Annotated in this window: 21 protein-coding genes; 12 read left to right on the forward strand and 9 right to left on the reverse strand. The window is 40.9% G+C overall.

The genetic code is table 11. The features are described 5' to 3' along the window. Positions 1-82: 82 nt before the first annotated feature. A complete protein-coding gene (gene lipA / locus FZC76_RS15865) occupies positions 83-979 on the forward strand; it encodes a lipoyl synthase (protein ID WP_148989148.1) in 897 nt (298 codons plus the stop codon). Between the two features lie 43 nt (positions 980-1,022). Here the strand turns inward: lipA and FZC76_RS15870 are convergent, their stop codons facing one another. Beyond that, entirely contained in the window at positions 1,023-1,712 is a 690-nt protein-coding gene (locus FZC76_RS15870) for a YhcN/YlaJ family sporulation lipoprotein (protein ID WP_187442098.1), read from the reverse strand. Between the two features lie 109 nt (positions 1,713-1,821). Between FZC76_RS15870 and FZC76_RS15875 the strand changes: the two genes are divergently transcribed. Then, complete coding sequence (locus FZC76_RS15875; protein WP_148989150.1) at positions 1,822-2,115, forward strand: YutD family protein; 294 nt, start codon at positions 1,822-1,824, stop codon at positions 2,113-2,115. A gap of 44 nt (positions 2,116-2,159) precedes the next feature. Here the strand turns inward: FZC76_RS15875 and FZC76_RS15880 are convergent, their stop codons facing one another. Both FZC76_RS15880 and FZC76_RS15885 read right to left on the reverse strand, forming a co-directional pair. After that, positions 2,160-2,465 (reverse strand): cytosolic protein, encoded by a 306-nt coding sequence (locus FZC76_RS15880; RefSeq protein ID WP_148989151.1) that lies wholly within the window; start codon positions 2,463-2,465, stop codon positions 2,160-2,162. A gap of 74 nt (positions 2,466-2,539) precedes the next feature. Next, positions 2,540-2,806, reverse strand: coding sequence for a DUF3055 domain-containing protein (locus tag FZC76_RS15885; protein ID WP_060665480.1), 267 nt, complete (start codon positions 2,804-2,806; stop codon positions 2,540-2,542). Positions 2,807-2,984: 178 nt separating this feature from the next. Between FZC76_RS15885 and FZC76_RS15890 the strand changes: the two genes are divergently transcribed. From FZC76_RS15890 to FZC76_RS15900, 3 genes are all read left to right on the forward strand, one after another. Continuing rightward, positions 2,985-4,292, forward strand: coding sequence for an EAL domain-containing protein (locus tag FZC76_RS15890; RefSeq protein WP_148989152.1), 1,308 nt, complete (start codon positions 2,985-2,987; stop codon positions 4,290-4,292). 35 nt (positions 4,293-4,327) lie between these two features. Further along, a complete protein-coding gene (locus FZC76_RS15895) occupies positions 4,328-4,765 on the forward strand; it encodes a DUF86 domain-containing protein (RefSeq protein WP_148989153.1) in 438 nt (145 codons plus the stop codon). A 131-nt stretch (positions 4,766-4,896) separates the two neighbouring features. Beyond that, complete coding sequence (locus FZC76_RS15900; RefSeq protein ID WP_148989154.1) at positions 4,897-5,667, forward strand: TIGR01457 family HAD-type hydrolase; 771 nt, start codon at positions 4,897-4,899, stop codon at positions 5,665-5,667. A 79-nt stretch (positions 5,668-5,746) separates the two neighbouring features. Here FZC76_RS15900 and FZC76_RS15905 read toward each other — a convergent pair whose 3' ends face one another. Further along, positions 5,747-6,229 carry a phosphatidylglycerophosphatase A family protein gene (locus FZC76_RS15905; RefSeq protein WP_148989340.1) on the reverse strand — a complete coding sequence of 161 codons (483 nt, stop codon included), beginning with the start codon at positions 6,227-6,229 and terminating at the stop codon, positions 5,747-5,749. Positions 6,230-6,562: 333 nt separating this feature from the next. On the opposite strand from FZC76_RS15905, the gene yutH reads away from it, so the two are divergent. The 5 genes from yutH (at position 6,563) to thrB (ending at position 12,205) form a co-directional block, all read left to right on the forward strand. Further along, positions 6,563-7,570: a spore coat putative kinase YutH gene (gene yutH, locus FZC76_RS15910; protein ID WP_187442100.1), complete on the forward strand. Its 1,008-nt coding sequence runs from the start codon at positions 6,563-6,565 to the stop codon at positions 7,568-7,570. Between the two features lie 104 nt (positions 7,571-7,674). Further along, a complete protein-coding gene (locus tag FZC76_RS15915) occupies positions 7,675-8,637 on the forward strand; it encodes a 2-hydroxyacid dehydrogenase (RefSeq protein ID WP_148989156.1) in 963 nt (320 codons plus the stop codon). Positions 8,638-8,934: 297 nt separating this feature from the next. Further along, on the forward strand, positions 8,935-10,233 hold the full coding sequence (locus tag FZC76_RS15920; protein ID WP_148989157.1) for a homoserine dehydrogenase: 1,299 nt from the start codon (positions 8,935-8,937) through the stop codon (positions 10,231-10,233). Next, a complete protein-coding gene (thrC, locus tag FZC76_RS15925) occupies positions 10,233-11,288 on the forward strand; it encodes a threonine synthase (protein WP_148989341.1) in 1,056 nt (351 codons plus the stop codon). Before FZC76_RS15920 ends, thrC begins: the two co-directional genes overlap by 1 nt. Beyond that, positions 11,285-12,205 (forward strand): homoserine kinase, encoded by a 921-nt coding sequence (thrB, locus tag FZC76_RS15930; protein WP_148989158.1) that lies wholly within the window; start codon positions 11,285-11,287, stop codon positions 12,203-12,205. The genes thrC and thrB overlap by 4 nt, the downstream gene beginning before the upstream one ends. A 401-nt stretch (positions 12,206-12,606) precedes the next feature. Here thrB and FZC76_RS15935 read toward each other — a convergent pair whose 3' ends face one another. Further along, entirely contained in the window at positions 12,607-12,843 is a 237-nt protein-coding gene (locus FZC76_RS15935) for a NifU family protein (RefSeq protein WP_010196573.1), read from the reverse strand. Positions 12,844-13,008: 165 nt separating this feature from the next. Here FZC76_RS15935 and FZC76_RS15940 point away from each other — a divergent pair, with 165 nt between their 5' ends. Beyond that, positions 13,009-13,335, forward strand: a complete 327-nt coding sequence (locus tag FZC76_RS15940; RefSeq protein ID WP_148989159.1) for a YuzD family protein — start codon at positions 13,009-13,011, stop codon at positions 13,333-13,335. Positions 13,336-13,480: 145 nt separating this feature from the next. On the opposite strand, the gene FZC76_RS15945 is transcribed toward FZC76_RS15940, so the two are convergent. From FZC76_RS15945 to FZC76_RS15955, 3 genes are read right to left on the reverse strand one after another with little or no spacing between them, the layout of a single operon-like run. Continuing rightward, on the reverse strand, positions 13,481-14,677 hold the full coding sequence (locus tag FZC76_RS15945; RefSeq protein ID WP_148989160.1) for a tyrosine-type recombinase/integrase: 1,197 nt from the start codon (positions 14,675-14,677) through the stop codon (positions 13,481-13,483). Between the two features lie 13 nt (positions 14,678-14,690). After that, a complete protein-coding gene (locus tag FZC76_RS15950) occupies positions 14,691-15,152 on the reverse strand; it encodes an ImmA/IrrE family metallo-endopeptidase (protein ID WP_148989161.1) in 462 nt (153 codons plus the stop codon). Between the two features lies 1 nt (position 15,153). Then, positions 15,154-15,486, reverse strand: a complete 333-nt coding sequence (locus tag FZC76_RS15955) for a helix-turn-helix domain-containing protein (protein ID WP_148989162.1) — start codon at positions 15,484-15,486, stop codon at positions 15,154-15,156. A gap of 339 nt (positions 15,487-15,825) precedes the next feature. Here FZC76_RS15955 and FZC76_RS23145 point away from each other — a divergent pair, with 339 nt between their 5' ends. Continuing rightward, positions 15,826-15,978: a hypothetical protein gene (locus FZC76_RS23145; RefSeq protein ID WP_187442101.1), complete on the forward strand. Its 153-nt coding sequence runs from the start codon at positions 15,826-15,828 to the stop codon at positions 15,976-15,978. Here FZC76_RS23145 and FZC76_RS15960 read toward each other — a convergent pair. Further along, positions 15,968-16,165 carry a hypothetical protein gene (locus FZC76_RS15960; protein ID WP_148989163.1) on the reverse strand — a complete coding sequence of 66 codons (198 nt, stop codon included), beginning with the start codon at positions 16,163-16,165 and terminating at the stop codon, positions 15,968-15,970. The genes FZC76_RS23145 and FZC76_RS15960 overlap by 11 nt on opposite strands. Between the last annotated feature and the right edge of the window lie 30 nt (positions 16,166-16,195).

Raw genomic sequence — 16,195 nt, forward strand, 5'->3', positions numbered from 1 at the left:
GTGATAAGTTAGAATAGTGAAAATATACAGATAAAACATTGATGAAGTCATCTTGAAAATAAGACAAGTTGGAGTTGATCATATGGCTAAAAAAGAGGAGTACATACGTAAACCAGATTGGCTGAAAATCAAGCTGAATACGAATGAAAACTATACTGGACTAAAGAAATTGATGAGAGAGCACAATCTTAACACAGTCTGTGAAGAGGCAAAGTGTCCAAACATTCATGAATGCTGGGCAGTAAGACGTACAGCTACATTCATGATTCTTGGTGCCGTCTGTACGCGTGCATGCCGTTTCTGTGCAGTCAAGACAGGATTACCAACAGAACTTGATACACAAGAGCCGGAACGTGTAGCAGAGTCCGTTAGACTAATGAACTTAAAGCATGCCGTGATTACAGCCGTTGCCCGTGATGATCTAAAAGATGGCGGCGCTGCCATCTTTGCAGAAACAATTAGAGCGGTTCGACGTGAAAACCCTTTTACCACGATTGAAGTATTACCTTCTGATATGGGCGGAGTGTATGAGAACATTGAAATGTTGATGGCAGCAAGACCAGACATTCTGAACCATAACATTGAAACTGTTCGTTCTTTAACACCTCGAGTTCGTGCGAGAGCTACCTATGACCGTTCTCTTGAACTATTGCGTCGTGCAAAAGAATTACAACCTGACATTCCAACAAAATCAAGCATCATGATTGGCCTAGGAGAAACGAAAGAAGAGATAATTGAAACAATGGATGATCTTCGTGCCAACAATGTAGATATTATGGCAATTGGTCAATATTTGCAGCCGTCTAAGAAACATATTAAGGTGCAGAAGTATTATCATCCTGATGAGTTTGCGGAGTTAAAGGAAATCGCGATGACAAAAGGATTCAGTCATTGTGAAGCTGGTCCGCTTGTTCGTTCTTCTTATCATGCCGATGAGCAGGTAAACGAAGCTTCTAAAGCAAGACAAGCACAGGCGTAATAAAAAAAGGTACAGCTCCGCTTAATGGGCTGTACCTTTTTTGTTAGTCGTTTTTCATTTGTTTTCTGAACTCACTTTTATCTGATTCTTCGTTCATCTCACCATCTGCTTCTCCGTTGCCGTTTTCGCCAGTGTTCAGCTGTTTGCCTTGCGGAGATTTGAGCATTTCATTTATAGTGGTTTCTAAAATTTCATCTACCCTAGGACTTGTTACACCAAGGGAACGAAAACGTTCAATATCATGAATCATTTCTGGATTATCAGAAATGTAAACATGATAATAACGTGGTACGATGGATAATCCTGTTTTACTTACCTGATCAGCTGTTAGCTCGCGGTCTTCACTGTTTGTTTCATAAGCAATAAGTACTTCTTCATCTGTAACAAGTGTCGCAGAATCCTCTATTGCAGGTAATTGAACAACCATTTTGTTGATGATATTGGCAATTTCACCGTAATCCACCGCAGCAATATTTTCATTGTAGCGCTGAGAATTTCTCACTGGCTCAGCTTGGTCGCGAACGTAACCGAAGCGAGTTTGATCATGGTTATTGCTGTCTCTTACATCATACATATCGTAACGGTGTCCTGTATTTGTATTCATTGGTTGCCCATCACGCCCGTATATGGCGCTTCTGGCTTGGCGTTCCTCTGGTGTAGGGTCAAAAGCACAAGCTGAAGTGATTGCAGTAACTAAACTGCATGCTGCAAGAATTTTTATTGTTTTCCTCAATGGAAACACCTCCTTACGTATAGGATTGCCCGTTGAAAAAAATTTTGACTTAGAAATTAGTGGAGAATGGTCTATAATGTAAATAAGAGCAGAAATGGAGGAGCGGAAAATGATTTGTATTGGAAACCATTGCTACGAACTGTTGGAAGAAAATCGAAACGGTTTCAACGAAGAAACCTTTCGCGCTAGATATATTGATGTATTAAATAAATACGACTATATTGTCGGTGACTGGGGTTATAACCAATTGCGGTTGCGAGGATTTTTCGAAGACCAAAATCATAAATCCACCCATGACACAAAGATCAGCACCCTTCCTGACTACATTTTGGAATATTGTAATTTTGGATGTGCCTACTTTGTATTGAAGAAAGTAAAGAAACCAGCAACGGAAGTGAAATAATTATAGCAAAAAGGACCCCATTAAAAATTGCTGGGGTCCTTTTATTAGTCATTTTCATTCCCATATGGAGTCTCTTCGTTCATATTCTTGTCATCATGGGTAGGATGAGCACCGGGATGCTGTCTTGGGATATCCTGGTGAAGGTTTTTGTTTTCATAATTAAAGGCACTGTAATAGCGCTGGCCTTCACGCCATGGAGTACTTTTATTTTCCACTGGTGTATCCTTACCGCGTGGAGCGCCATAAGGTCCTTCCGGTGTAATTTCTGGGACTATATAGTTCCGCTGTGTTTCTACATTGGAGAAGTCGGTATAATGCTCTTCTTCTTTATCCTTTTCATCAGTAAACATGAAAAAATCCCCTTTGTCTTAGAGTAAGATTAGTTTTTCCGAGACAATAGAGGATTATGATGAATTTCAAGTGTTTAGATTACTTCATATAAAAAAGAACGTAATTCTGCTGCATCTTCTTCTGATAGCTGGTATGCATGCTCCAGATAGCCTGGCTCATCCAGGTCATCACTGCCGATGATAGCAAAACGGTTGCCTTGGATATCGAGTACAAGACTTTTTCCATAATAGCGATCGGATTTCACTATTGCCAAGTCAAAGCGATTATTTTCCCCCATAAAGCTCACAAAACGGGTTTTGGTATCGACTGTATCGTCATATAAAAAGAATTTTTCTCCCATATTGAAACCTCCTTCTTGCATCTTTTTCTAGTATAACAAATACAACGTCTTTCTTGTTATCGGATATTTTCAATTATATCTACGCTATGTAAGAAATGGGACAATTTTCTTATTTTTTGTGATAAAATAAAAGAAATACAACTTACTGTTTTTTGTCTAGAGAGAAGGGAGCCACTTCATGGGGCGAGGCTGGAATCGCATAAAGAGATTCTATAAAAAGAATGGCTCACATCTAGTAAAAATAATCCTTCCGTCCAAATATCTGCGTTATTATCCGCCAGTCTTTATATTGAGAAATCCAATTGAACAACGTGTGAAGCATACCTTAAAAAAAGGGTTTCAGGTAGCGGTAATTTCATTTTATTTTCCTGACTTGGAGAATATCATTTCAAAAATAGGCAGGCGTAAATATTTATCGTGTCGTGAAGTTATCAAGGCGCAGCTTAGAAAAGTCATTGGGCAAACATTTGTAGATGAAGAAATCGTGTGTTTACATGAACAATATAGTGATGGAATTTCTTTGTTATTGAAAGTAGATGCAAGGTTTCACAGTACAACAGAACTTGAGGATAGGCTTGCTAAAGTAAAGACTATAATAGAAGGACGCAAGTATAAACAGCTGGATAACCAGCATTTGTGTGTGCAATCTGGTTATGTATTCTTGGAGTCAGGGGAGTATTCGTTGTCTGAATGCATGCTTAAAGCGCATGTACAGGCAATGGCCATGGCCGAGAAACAGGATAAATTACAGTACCAGCAATTAAAGTTTCAAATAAATCAAATCATTGCATTTAAAGATATCACGCTATTGGCCCAACCAATCATGGATGTGTCTAAAGGAGGCATCAAGGCGTGGGAGTTGCTGACTCGGGGCCCTAAAGGGTCATTGATGGAAAATCCTTTGCAGTTATTTTCCATCGCCAAACAAACTAACCGGTTATTTATGCTGGAATTACTCATATTAGAAAAGGCATTTCAACTAATTTATCAGTGCAAAATGAAGGAAGCAATTTTTATCAATTTTACTCCTACTACATTAAATGAGGTAGAGTTAATAGAGAAAATGCTGACCCTACTGAAAAAGTATCCAGAAATTATACCGCAGAATATTGCCGTTGAAGTGACGGAACAAGATTCTATCGATGGCTTGAAAAATTTTGAGCGAAACATTGTCGCGCTCAGGGAATTAGGCTTTCAAATTGCCGTCGATGATACGGGTGCCGGTTATGCGAGTTTTCATACCATCAATAGAATTATGCCTGATATCATAAAAATTGATCGTTCTGTTATTCAAGATATTGATAAAAATATGGTCAAAGAAAAAATGCTGCAGGGACTTTTGTTAATAGCAAATGAGACAGGCTCTCTCGTGGTTGCAGAAGGAATCGAGCGTCCCGAAGAGGTTCAGATTCTTTCCAAACATAAAGTGGACATGGCGCAAGGTTATTTTTACGCCAGGCCAAAACTGCTGCAACCGATAACATAACAACAGCCAAGATGACATACAAAGGAGAATACAGAATGTACTTTGTGGATCGAGAAAAAATTGAGCAAACGTTAATCTATATTGAAGAGAATATCGCATTGTATCAAGAGCATGCCTCATGGAATACCTCCATTGAAAAAAAGGCGCTTGAACGTGTTGCGGTAGCAATCATTGAAGGTATACTGGATGTGGGTAATGCGATGATTGACGGCTTTATCATGCGGGACCCTGGCAGTTATGAGGACATCATCGACATCCTTGAAGATGAAAAAGTAGTGACTGGTGACATGGCACAGCAGTTAAAGAGACTTGTTCGACTCCGAAAAACACTAGTACAAGAATATCTTCTGATTTCTCACGAAGAGGTGGAAACGTGCTTAGCGGATGTACAAGAGACAGTGGTTGGTTTCTGTGGTGCTGTCCGCGTTTATTTGGAAAATGAATTAGGGCCTGTTTCGGCTTTTAGAAATTAATGCAGAGTGAGAACGCTTTCTTTTATGAGAGCGTTCTTTCTTGCTTTTATCGGGCTAGTAAATTGTGCTAACATGAACAGGTTGAAAGAAACCTAAACTAATGAAATGACTATAGTGGAGTGTGAAGATAGATGAAAAAGTACCAAGGATATTTAATTGACCTTGACGGCACGATGTATCGTGGAAAAGAAAAGATTGAAGAGGCAAGCCATTTTGTAAAAGCTTTATATGATAAAAAGATTCCATATCTTTTTGTAACGAATAATTCCTCTAGAACACCACAACAGGTTGCTCAAAAATTAAGAGACTTTGGCATACCGACTTTAGATGAACAAGTTTTTACAACAAGCAATGCCACGGCCAATTATATTTATGATTACAAGCCTGAGGCGAAAATCTATGTTATCGGCGAGGAAGGAATTAAAACGGCATTGCTGGAGAAGGGGTTCGAATTGGTTGATGAGGGTGCAGATGTGGTAGTAAGCGGAATCGACCGATCGATCAGTTATGAAAAGTTGGCTCTTGGTGCAATTAATATTCGTAATGGTGCGCGTTTTATTTCTACTAACGGTGATATTGCGATTCCGACGGAAAGAGGGCTACTTCCTGGAAACGGGTCGCTGACTTCTGTATTGACGGTATCAACGGAAACTCAACCAACGTTTATCGGTAAGCCGGAAAAGGTCATCATGGAGCAGGCCCTGAAAGTGTTGGGGGTGCCTCGTGAAGAAACGCTGATGGTGGGAGATAATTACCATACAGATATTAAGGCTGGAATGAATGCAGGGATGGATACGTTGCTTGTGCATACGGGTGTGACGACAAAGGCGCATTTAGAAACGTATGAGGAGCAGCCGACCTATACGGTGGATTCGTTGGAAGAGTGGATAGAAAGAATTTAATTTTTGATGGATAAACATAAAGAAACCAGGCAGCTGGGGGAAGGGTAGCTGCCTGGTTTTCCTTTTAATTGGTCATTGATCATTCGGTATTTGCTGCTCTATGTGCCAAACGGCTTGAAGCTGCAGCAGCAATTGCTCCGACGATATCATCTAGGAAGGTATGAACTTTCCCAGAGCTCTTGTCATTTAGGTGTTCGAGTATGCCTGGTTTCAATTTATCAATATATCCGTAGTTCGTGAAGCCGATGGAGCCGTACACGTTTACAATGGATAATGCCAAAACCTCATCCACTCCATACAATCCTTCATCATCACGCAATATTCTTAAGAGAGGCTCTTGAATTTTTCCTTGCTCAGCCAATATGTCTAATTCAATTGCTGTTAGGACGGTATTTTGAACTTCACGCTTAGAAAGAACGCGGTCTACATTCTCCAGACACTCGGAACGCTCAAGGGAAGGGTGATACTTCGACTGCAAAAAATACACTAAATCCGCAATATCATCCATTGTCACCCCGCGCTCCCCCAATAACGCCCGTGCCTTCTTCTCCACATCATCCATACTCTCAAAATTCTTCATACAACTCACCCATCTTTTATAATATAGTCGAGGGGGATTTAGGTCCCTCTTTAGTACTTTAGAGCGGTGAGGGTCAGACCCCTCTTTAATTCTTTATCTCTCTAATGCATTAGAACAGTGAGGGTCAGACCCCTTTTATTGTTTTTGTTTCTTTATCTTCCCTTTATGCCCTAATTTGGTGGAATTAATAGCTTTTTGGTGTGATTTATCTGTGTGGTGGTGTTTTGGTCATTATGTTTAGGAAGATGGCTATTTGTAACAAGTTTTCTCTGTTTTCTTCATATAGTTGGTACTAGGGAGAAGGAGGGAACAGAGTTGAAGCAGATTATTTATGATCAATATGAGTTAAGGGTGGAAAGGAAGCAAAGGGTACGACAGTTTGATGCTTTTTGGTCTAATCGCGTACTTTATATCATGGTACCTGTTGCTCACTTGGAAGCAGAAGAAATTGATGAGCTTCAAAAGATAAGTGACTATATGATACGCACGCATAAAGATATATATGTTAGTTCTTTTGTGAAAAATAAGAATGATACCTATACGACGGAGATAGATGGCCGGCAAATCGCCCTCTTCCGGATGCCGTATGATTACAGTTCAAGGAAATTAGTTGTTGGAAAAGAACTGGCTGCCTTTCATACGCATGCTAGAAGCTATCCTTCTAAAGTGACAGCTATTAATCGAATCGGTCAATGGAAAAGCTTATGGGTAAAAAGGATTGACCAAATGGAGAGTTTTTTCAGAGAAAAAGTAAGAAGCAATCCAGTTGATGTTTTTGATACCCAGTTTGTTGAGTCCTTTCCTTACTATTTAGGATTGACCGAAAATGCCATTCAGTATCTAGTGGACACAGAGCTTGATGATAGTCCGATGATGAATGATGCCGCTACGCTCTGCCACCACCGCTTCACAGATCTCACCTGGCAGCAGGCGCAATGGATGAAACTCCCGACAGATTGGATTTTTGATCATGCAAGCAGAGACCTTTCGGAATGGATACGGGTAGAATGTCGCAAAGGAAAAGACATGAACCCAACGAAGATCCAAACTTTTTTACAAGACTATGAAAGGGTATCGCCGCTATCAAGCTTTTCATGGCGACTCTTGTATGCAAGATTGACATTTCCCGTTCACTATTTTGAATGTGTAGAGGACTATTATACGAGCGGACCTGTTGCGGATAAAAAATGGCATGAGGACCGGATGAAAGCAATACTGCATTCTTCCACTCACTATGAACAGCTTCTCGGAAGTTTCTATGATCTCGCAGGCGTGCCTGCTAAAAACTATGGAATCCCCGTATTAGATTGGGTGAAAAAATAAGCGCTTGCCCTATATTTGTATGTTTTGGAAAAGCTATGAGTGATAAAATAACAGATAGCTTGAGTAACTATTCCAGACAACAAGATGTAGGGAGAGAAACAGAGATGAAAAGGCCGTATGTGTTTATAACAAGAAAACTTAACGAAGAAGTATTCACCCCTCTTATGGAGATTGCAGATGTGGAGATGTGGGACAGTGAAAGCGAGCCTGTTCCAAGGGAGTTGTTGATGAAGGAAGCTAAAAAAGCAACGGCTCTATTGACGATGCTTTCAGATAAAGTAGATGAAGAACTGTTAGAGCAAGCGCCAAACCTTAAGGTTGTGGCTAACCTAGCAGTCGGATATGACAATATTGACATAGAGGCAGCAATAAAGAGAGGTGTGACTGTTTGCAACACACCTGATGTGCTGACAGAAACGACTGCAGACCTTACTTTTGCGTTGATGTTAGCAACTGCAAGAAGAATTACGGAAGCTCAAGAATTTGTAAAAGAGGGGCACTGGCAAAGCTGGAGTCCCTTCCTGCTTGCAGGTGCCGATGTCCATCATAAAACAATTGGTATTGTAGGCATGGGTAAAATAGGACAAGCTGTTGCTAGAAGAGCTAGTGGCTTTGGAATGGAGATTCTCTATCATAATAGAAATCGCCATGTGGAAGCTGAACAGGAACTCGGGGCGGCATACCGCAGCTTTGAACAGTTGTTAGAGGAATCAGATTTTGTTGTCTGCTTAACACCGTTAACAGATGATACGAGGCATCTTTTTAATCAAGGAACATTCAGGCGTATGAAGAATTCTGCCTTCTTCATTAATGTAGGCAGAGGGCAGGTGGTGGATGAGGAAGCGCTTATCGCTGCGTTAAAGCAAAATGAAATTGCAGGAGCCGGTTTGGACGTTTTCTATGAGGAACCTATAGGTTCCGACCATCCATTGCTTCGTTTTCCTCAAGTAGTGGCCATTCCTCATATCGGAAGCGCAAGTGTAGAAACCAGGACAACGATGATAAAGCTATGCAGAGATAATATTGTCGCAGTGCTACAAGGAAATCAAGTGAAGACAAAGGTATAGTGAGGACCGGATCCCTTCTCCAAAAAGAAATGTGGAGAAGGGATCCGGTCCCTATTTTTTTCTCGTTACTCCCCCAACAAGTTAAGCGCTTACAAGGAAAAAACGCAAAAATATCCCCTTGTCAAGCAAACAAAACCCCTCTATAATGTCCATTATACAAAAACAAATGTACACACAGAAAAGACAAAAGCGAAAAAAGGGGAGTCTCTTTAGTGCTTTAGAGGAGTGAGGGTCAGACCCCTCTTTAATCCTTTAACGCACTGAGGGTCAGACCCCTTTAAAGGGGAGTGGAGCGCAGTGAAGGTTATTTCGGTTGGTTTGTTGGGGTTGGGTACGGTTGGTTGTGGTGTGGTGAAGATTGTGGAGGGGCATCAGGATAAGTTGATGCATCAGGTTGGTTGTCCGGTGCGTGTGAAGAAGGCTCTGGTGAAGGATTTGCATAAGGAGCGGTTGGTGGATTTGAATCCGGACTTGTTGACTTTGCATGCAGAAGAGGTGCTTGATGATCCAGAGATTGACGTGGTAATTGAGGTCATGGGAGGAGTAGAAGAGACTCGTCATCATATTTTAAGAGCGCTGCATAACAAGAAACATGTTGTTACTGCAAATAAAGATTTAATGGCCGTGTATGGATCGGAACTGCTAGCGGCAGCTGCCCAGAACAATTGTGACCTATTTTACGAGGCCAGCGTGGCAGGTGGCATTCCGATCCTAAGAGGTTTGGTTGATGGGCTTGCCTCAGATAGAATTACGAAGATGATGGGAATTGTGAACGGAACAACCAATTTCATCCTTACAAAAATGAACAATGAAGGCTCTTCCTATGAAGAAGTACTGAAAGAAGCACAGGAACTTGGATTTGCGGAAGCCGATCCGACAGCGGATGTGGAAGGAATTGATGCGGCAAGGAAAATGGCCATCCTTTCCACGTTAGGGTTTTCGATGAATATCGAACTCAAAGATGTCCAGGTGAGAGGAATCAGTTCTGTCTCTGAAGAGGATCTGAACTATAGCAAAAAACTTGGGTACACAATGAAACTGATCGGCATCGCGCATCGTGAAAAGGAAAAAGTTGAGGTCAGCGTTCAGCCGACTCTTCTCCCGCATGCACATCCATTAGCGAGTGTCCAAAACGAATACAATGCGGTCTATGTATACGGGGAAGCAGTAGGTGAAACGATGTTTTACGGACCAGGCGCAGGAAGCTTGCCTACTGCGACAGCAGTGGTGTCCGACCTTGTCGGAGTGATGAAAAACATGCGTCTCGGCGTGAATGGCAAAAGCATGGTATCCCCTCAGTTCCAAAAGACACTTAAAGAAAAAGAAGAAATTCAAGCAAAACACTTCCTCCGAGTACATGTTCAAGATGAAGTAGGAGTACTCTCACACATTACCAATCTGTTTTCGCAAAAGGGAGTCAGCTTTGAAAAAATCTTGCAGCTCCCACTAAAAGAAGAGGCGTTGGCAGAAGTGGTGGTCGTGACGCATCACGCATCTCTAGAGCGCTATGACAATCTACTTCAAGAGCTGGCAGATATGAAGTATGTGAAAGAAATAAAAAGCAGTTATCGGGTGGAAGGGGAAGTCGCAGTATGATGTGGAGAGGACTAGTCAAGGAATATAGCAGATTTCTACCAGTTAGTGAGCAAACGCCAAACGTCTCCCTTCAGGAAGGAAGCACGCCACTCTTGTTTCTCGAAAACCTGTCAGAACAACTTGGAGTAGAGTTGCATGTAAAAGTGGAAGGGGCCAATCCAACGGGCTCCTTCAAGGACAGAGGAATGGCTCTGGCAGTTGCAAAAGCAAAAGAAGAAGGAAGTACAACAGTTGTCTGTGCGTCTACAGGTAACACATCAGCATCTGCGGCCGCTTATGCAGCAAGAGCGGGAATGAAGTGTATTGTCGTTATTCCGGACGGTAAAATAGCGCAAGGAAAGCTTGCACAGGCCGTCATGTATGGCGCAGAGATTTATTCCTTGGACGGAAACTTTGATGAAGCTTTGCAAATGGTTCGGCAATTATCAGAGGAGCTTCCTATTACGCTCGTAAACTCTCTAAATCCCTACAGAATTGAAGGACAAAAGACAGCTGCATTTGAAGTCTGCGATCAGCTTGGAAAAGCACCAGAGGTCCTCGCTCTGCCTGTCGGAAATGCAGGGAACATCACCGCATATTGGCGGGGGTTTCAAGAATACCATAGAGACCGTGGGACTGGACTACCTGAAATGCGAGGTTTTGAAGCGGAGGGAGCTGCGGCCATCGTACAAAATAGGGTCATTCCTAACCCGGAAACAATCGCGACAGCCATTCGGATCGGAAATCCTGCCAGTTGGGAGTATGCGGTTCGGGCAGCGGAGGATTCAAAAGGAAAAATAGATTTTGTCACAGATGAAGAAATGCTATATGCCTATAAGCTACTTGCTCAAACAGAAGGGGTGTTTGCAGAACCAGCATCTAGTGCATCCATAGCAGGAGTTATCAAACAGCTAAAAACAGGCGAACTGGCAAAAGGTAAGCAGGTCGTTGCAGTACTGACTGGAAATGGTTTGAAGGATCCGGTGGCGGCTACGAGTTACGCAGATGTAAACGTAAAAAAGATTCCCAATGACTATTCCCAACTCGTCAAATCGTTCGAAGGTGTAACAGTATGAACGGATATAGAGATGGAATTGTGATCAAAGTACCCGGAAGCTCTGCCAATCTTGGACCTGGATTTGACTCTATCGGAATGGCTGTAAACAAATACGTTACCCTTTTTGTCAATCATTCTGATGAATGGAGGTTTACAAGTGTTCCACCTCTCTCCATAAAAAAGGAGGAAAACATTCTCTACACCGTCTGTCAAGAATTGCAGAAGCTTTGGAACGTTGAGGCTCCTCCTGTACACGTTTTGACCATGAGTGATATTCCGCTAGCAAGAGGTCTTGGCAGCAGTGCAGCAGCCATCGTAGGAGCCATTGAAATCATGAATGTACTATGTGAGAAAAATCTTAGTCCTGATGAAAAACTGCAACTTGCAGCAAGATTTGAAGGACATGCGGATAATGTAGCGGCCTCTCTCTATGGAGGGCTTGTCGTCTCTACCTATCAAAATAAAAAATGGGAATATGTCAAACTTCCAGTGGAAGAGTTGGAATTGGTTGCGGTTATTCCAGAATTTGAAGCGAAAACAAAGGAATCAAGAGCTTTATTGCCAGACAGACTTTCATTTGTTGAGGCAGTGACCGGTAGTAGCCATGCCAATGTCATGCTTGGGGCATTTATGCTCAAAAAATGGGATCTTGTCGGCCAGATGATGGAAAATGATATTTTCCACGAGCCATATCGCCAAAAGTTGTTTCCTAATTTCCAACAACTAAAAGAGAGAGCAGGGGAGGCAGGTGCGTTTGGTGTGACAATCAGCGGTGCCGGCCCTACTGTTATCTGCTTTTGCGAAAAAGGAAAAGGGAAAAAAGTCGTTAGCACGCTGTCTTCGGAGTTCTCACACCATAAAGTGGAGCTTTTGCAAGTAAGTAAATCAGGCAGCGAGGTGCATTCTAATCATTTATGTAACGTGTCATCCATATAAAAGCTGTTTTCGTAAGCATTGTTGCTGTTTCGTACACTCAAATCAACCCTTATAATACTTACTGTCGTGCTCTTTCCCCTGTTATAGTAAGGACCCTAATTGTAATTTCTAAATATGTGAGCAGTAAAAAGTCCAATAGCCGACTTTTTACAAATGAATATCAACAATCTATGAGGAAAGAGCTATATAAAAAACCGGCAAGCTGACTGGAAATGTCCGCTTGCCGGTTTTGTTTAAATGTCAGGACTGTAATACACCGCTGTTAATTTCCGCACCGGGCTTCGCTTTCCACGGGTGCTTGAGGAGCCTCCTCGGCTATGCCTGCGGGGTCTCCTCTAAGCACTACCTCCCGTAGGAGTCTGCGCCGTATGCTCCAATCAACAGCTACAAATCCCTTAACTTTAGAATACTTGCTCTACTTCAATGATGCCTGGTACTTCTTCCAGTAATGCACGCTCAATACCAGCTTTCAACGTGATAGTGGAACTTGGGCAAGAACCGCATGCACCTAATAGACGCAACTTTACGATGCCGTCTTCCACATCTACTAATTCACAGTCCCCTCCGTCACGAAGAAGAAATGGACGTAATTTATCTAGTACTTCCTGAACTTGCGCATTGATTTCCGGGTTAGACATAGTTATCGCTCCTTTCCTTACATAATTCTATTATAAAGAAAACCTTTCAAAAAATCTATTGCTCTGCACTGGGTCTTTTTAGGAAATCGAAATTAATTCCATGAAAAAGTAAGCGTTTTACGATAAAATAAAGAAAAAGTTATGAATATTGGGGGATGTCGGCTTATGAAGAAAAAGGTAGAAATTTGTGTATATGGTGCAGAGGTGCTATGTCCTAGCTGTGTTAACCTTCCATCATCTAAAGAAACTTACGAATGGTTAGGAGCTGCTGTAGCAAGAAAATATCCAAATCAAGCATTCACCATCTCTTATATAGATATTTATAAAACGGAAGATTGTGACGGTGAAAAGCGAGAATTTGCCGCTAGAGTCGTGGAGGAAGATATGTTTTATCCAGTAGTGGTCATCGAAGGGGAGATTGTGGGAGAAGGCAATCCGAAGTTGAAAACCATTTATTCTGAGATGGAGAAGTATGGATACGCGGCATCATAAAAAATAATCCCCAAGAGTCAAATCGACTTTTGGGGATATTTTTTAGCCATTATGATATTTACAACGGTTGATGTTATCGAGATTACTGATATATCAAGGGTTTTAAGTGGTTGAGGAGTTTTTCCCCGCCATTTCCCTGCCCTAATTAAGAATTAATTAAGTTTCCGAATGTTTGTGATAGTTTATCCGCCGCGTTCGTTTTCATCTGGTTGGTAACATGAGTATAAACAGAAAGAGTTGTTTTTGCATCACTATGACCTAAACGCTGCATAATGGACCTGATATCTACTCCAGCTTCGGTAAGCAAAGAAGTGTGAGTGTGACGTAATATGTGCGGGTGTAGTTTTTTATCGAAGCTGCATTGTTCAAGAAGAAGTTTTTCAATTCTTTTGATCCTGTAATGTACGAACCTTGGACTAAAGGGATAGCCATCAGATCTAGTTAGTACAAAATCTTGATCATGCCAAATCGAGCGTACTTTCATTTTTTGCTCACTTTGTTCAATTCTGTGCTGCTTTAAGAGTTGTATTATCTTTTCATCAACAGATATTTTTCTTATGGATTTCTTCGTTTTGGGTGTTAGTAGTTTGTATTCATCTTTTTTACCATCGATATTAAATATGGTTTTGGTTACGCTAATTTCTTTCTTCTCGTAAGAAATATCCGTCCATTTTAACGCTAGTAGTTCTCCTACCCTCATTCCAGTAAAAGCTAGTAAGGTGAATATCACTTCATCACTTGGCAATCCTTTATTCTTAACAGTGCTTAAAAAGAGTTTGAGTTCATTCTTTTCAAGGTAATTTTCCAGAATCTCTTCCTTTTCAATTTCTTCAATAGTTGCTTGTTGTTTCGGTAAAATAACCATTTCAGCGGGTGAAGCTTTAATAATGTCCCATATCATCGCCTGCTTAAAGATTTTTTTAGCAATGTTGTGTGCTGCATAAATGGTGTTATAAGAGTAACCGTCACTTGCGAGTTTATCGATCACATTTTGATACATCTTCTTAGTAATATCCCGAACAGGTATTTTAGAAATGTACTTCCCGAACCTCTTCACATGAAACTCTCTTGACCTATGGGCGCTTTGTTTTGAATTCTTTTGGTTGGCTTTTAGCCACTCTTTAGCTAGTTGTTCAAAGGTAATGGAACTTTGGGTAGGATCTGTAGTCAATCCAAATTCTGTGACATCTCTAATCTTTATTTCTAGTTTGTGCTTTGCTTCAGGTCGAGTCTTCCCACGAGCTGATAGCCTTTTCCGTTTTCCTGTCACAGGATCCTTTGGAAGTTCCTCAAAACACTCCCAGGCTTTTCCCTTCTTTGTGTCTACCTTTCGACAGTACATAAATAATCACTCCTTATATGTCAAACCACTCCACAACGCCCAATGGATTAAAACATATGGTAACACCTTCAAAATCAATTACATCGCCATATTTGTCCTGGTACCGTTTTAGTGCAGCCTCCACGAACTCCTCTGTCACACCGATATATTCAGCCAACTCGTATTTGTTTCTTATCCCTTTTTTATGTGCCTGTACAATTTTGGATAATGGAAACAGCTTTTTATATGCCCATTGCCTTGCTCGTAGCTCTTGCTTTTTATTCTGAACACATGATTGATCTAGGATATTCCCGTAACTCGTGTGATAATGCCCCAGCTCCTCTGCTAGGATGGTGAGCTTCTCTCTCTTGGTAGGAATGCCCTTATTAATCCAAATCACGTTGTCCGCTTGCAATCCTTTAATGTTTCGATTCAAAACCTTCTCATATATGTACACTTGCCCCTGGGCTTCCTCAAGTAACGTCTCATACTGCATGTCATTGCCCCTTTTGTGGATGGTCTTTTCTCTTCATTCTGACAAATTCTTTGAAACGTTCAATTTCCTCTAGTTCTTCTTCTGTCCACTCTTCACCCACATGGTGGGCTGCTACGGTTTCTATATCTACAATGTGCTTCTTGTCAGTACGGCCTAAAAGGTAGTCGGTGGAGACTTGTAAATAATCAGCTACTTTTATAAGGTTACTTCCCTTTGGAGTATTTTTCTTCCAAGAATACAAAGTATTTTTCCCTAGACCAATCCTTTCTTCTAACACATTCACGGATATCCCTTGTTCATCACAAAGTTTTTTTAAACGATCAAACGCAGTCATATCAAAGCTTCCTTCCACTTCTCCCTATCCTACATAAAAACTAGTTTTAAAAAACGTTTGACTTTTAAAACTAGCTTTAATATACTACAGGTAAGCTATTTAGTTAGCGAAAAAGACAACAAAAAAGCATAACCTATATAAATACAATTTGACGCTGGGGAGCAGATAAACTGTATATTAACGGGCTTTTAAAAGTCTTATTTAGCTATGCTTTTATATTAAAACTAGTTTTAATATATGTCAATACTTTTAGCTAATTAAATAGCTATATTTGCCAATTAATGCGCTGTGGTACCGAGCCGATGACGGTACACAACAAGATGAATGGAGGTAAGAAACTTGAAAGATATAAAAATTAACGTCGATTATTCAGCTATAGACGAAGTGAAAGAAAAAGTTGAAGAACTGGTTTCTCATTTAGAAAAAGCCAATTCATTGGCGGATGAATTGGCAGCAAAAGATATTTCGATATCAATATCAATTAATGATTAACTTGAAGATCAATTTTGTTTTTACAGTAAGGACAAACATTAAGACCAGTTTTCATAGTAATGACTTTTTTACAGTGAGGGCATTCACGGTTAACCCCTGAATTACGGAGTTTATCTTCTGCAATTTTCTTAGCCTTTTGCATTATTTCTTTTTCAAGATTTTTATTCATTTTAATCTTTATAGACATACTCGATCACCTCCTTTCATCAATTCTAAG

This window comes from Sutcliffiella horikoshii (assembly GCF_008180725.1).
Lineage (GTDB): Bacteria > Bacillota > Bacilli > Bacillales > Bacillaceae_I > Sutcliffiella_A > Sutcliffiella_A horikoshii_B.

Excerpts from the sequence above, each read along its gene's own strand:
- lipA (WP_148989148.1), top strand. The coding sequence starts at position 83 with ATGGCTAAAAAAGAGGAGTACATACGTAAACCAGATTGGCTGAAAATC.
- FZC76_RS15875 (WP_148989150.1), top strand. The coding sequence starts at position 1,822 with ATGATTTGTATTGGAAACCATTGCTACGAACTGTTGGAAGAAAATCGA.
- FZC76_RS15880 (WP_148989151.1), bottom strand. The coding sequence starts at position 2,465 with ATGTTTACTGATGAAAAGGATAAAGAAGAAGAGCATTATACCGACTTC.
- FZC76_RS15885 (WP_060665480.1), bottom strand. The coding sequence starts at position 2,806 with ATGGGAGAAAAATTCTTTTTATATGACGATACAGTCGATACCAAAACC.
- FZC76_RS15890 (WP_148989152.1), top strand. The coding sequence starts at position 2,985 with ATGGGGCGAGGCTGGAATCGCATAAAGAGATTCTATAAAAAGAATGGC.
- FZC76_RS15895 (WP_148989153.1), top strand. The coding sequence starts at position 4,328 with ATGTACTTTGTGGATCGAGAAAAAATTGAGCAAACGTTAATCTATATT.
- FZC76_RS15900 (WP_148989154.1), top strand. The coding sequence starts at position 4,897 with ATGAAAAAGTACCAAGGATATTTAATTGACCTTGACGGCACGATGTAT.
- FZC76_RS15905 (WP_148989340.1), bottom strand. The coding sequence starts at position 6,229 with ATGGATGATGTGGAGAAGAAGGCACGGGCGTTATTGGGGGAGCGCGGG.
- FZC76_RS15915 (WP_148989156.1), top strand. The coding sequence starts at position 7,675 with ATGAAAAGGCCGTATGTGTTTATAACAAGAAAACTTAACGAAGAAGTA.
- thrC (WP_148989341.1), top strand. The coding sequence starts at position 10,233 with ATGTGGAGAGGACTAGTCAAGGAATATAGCAGATTTCTACCAGTTAGT.
- thrB (WP_148989158.1), top strand. The coding sequence starts at position 11,285 with ATGAACGGATATAGAGATGGAATTGTGATCAAAGTACCCGGAAGCTCT.
- FZC76_RS15935 (WP_010196573.1), bottom strand. The coding sequence starts at position 12,843 with ATGTCTAACCCGGAAATCAATGCGCAAGTTCAGGAAGTACTAGATAAA.
- FZC76_RS15940 (WP_148989159.1), top strand. The coding sequence starts at position 13,009 with ATGAAGAAAAAGGTAGAAATTTGTGTATATGGTGCAGAGGTGCTATGT.
- FZC76_RS15945 (WP_148989160.1), bottom strand. The coding sequence starts at position 14,677 with ATGTACTGTCGAAAGGTAGACACAAAGAAGGGAAAAGCCTGGGAGTGT.
- FZC76_RS15950 (WP_148989161.1), bottom strand. The coding sequence starts at position 15,152 with ATGCAGTATGAGACGTTACTTGAGGAAGCCCAGGGGCAAGTGTACATA.
- FZC76_RS15955 (WP_148989162.1), bottom strand. The coding sequence starts at position 15,486 with ATGACTGCGTTTGATCGTTTAAAAAAACTTTGTGATGAACAAGGGATA.
- FZC76_RS15960 (WP_148989163.1), bottom strand. The coding sequence starts at position 16,165 with ATGTCTATAAAGATTAAAATGAATAAAAATCTTGAAAAAGAAATAATG.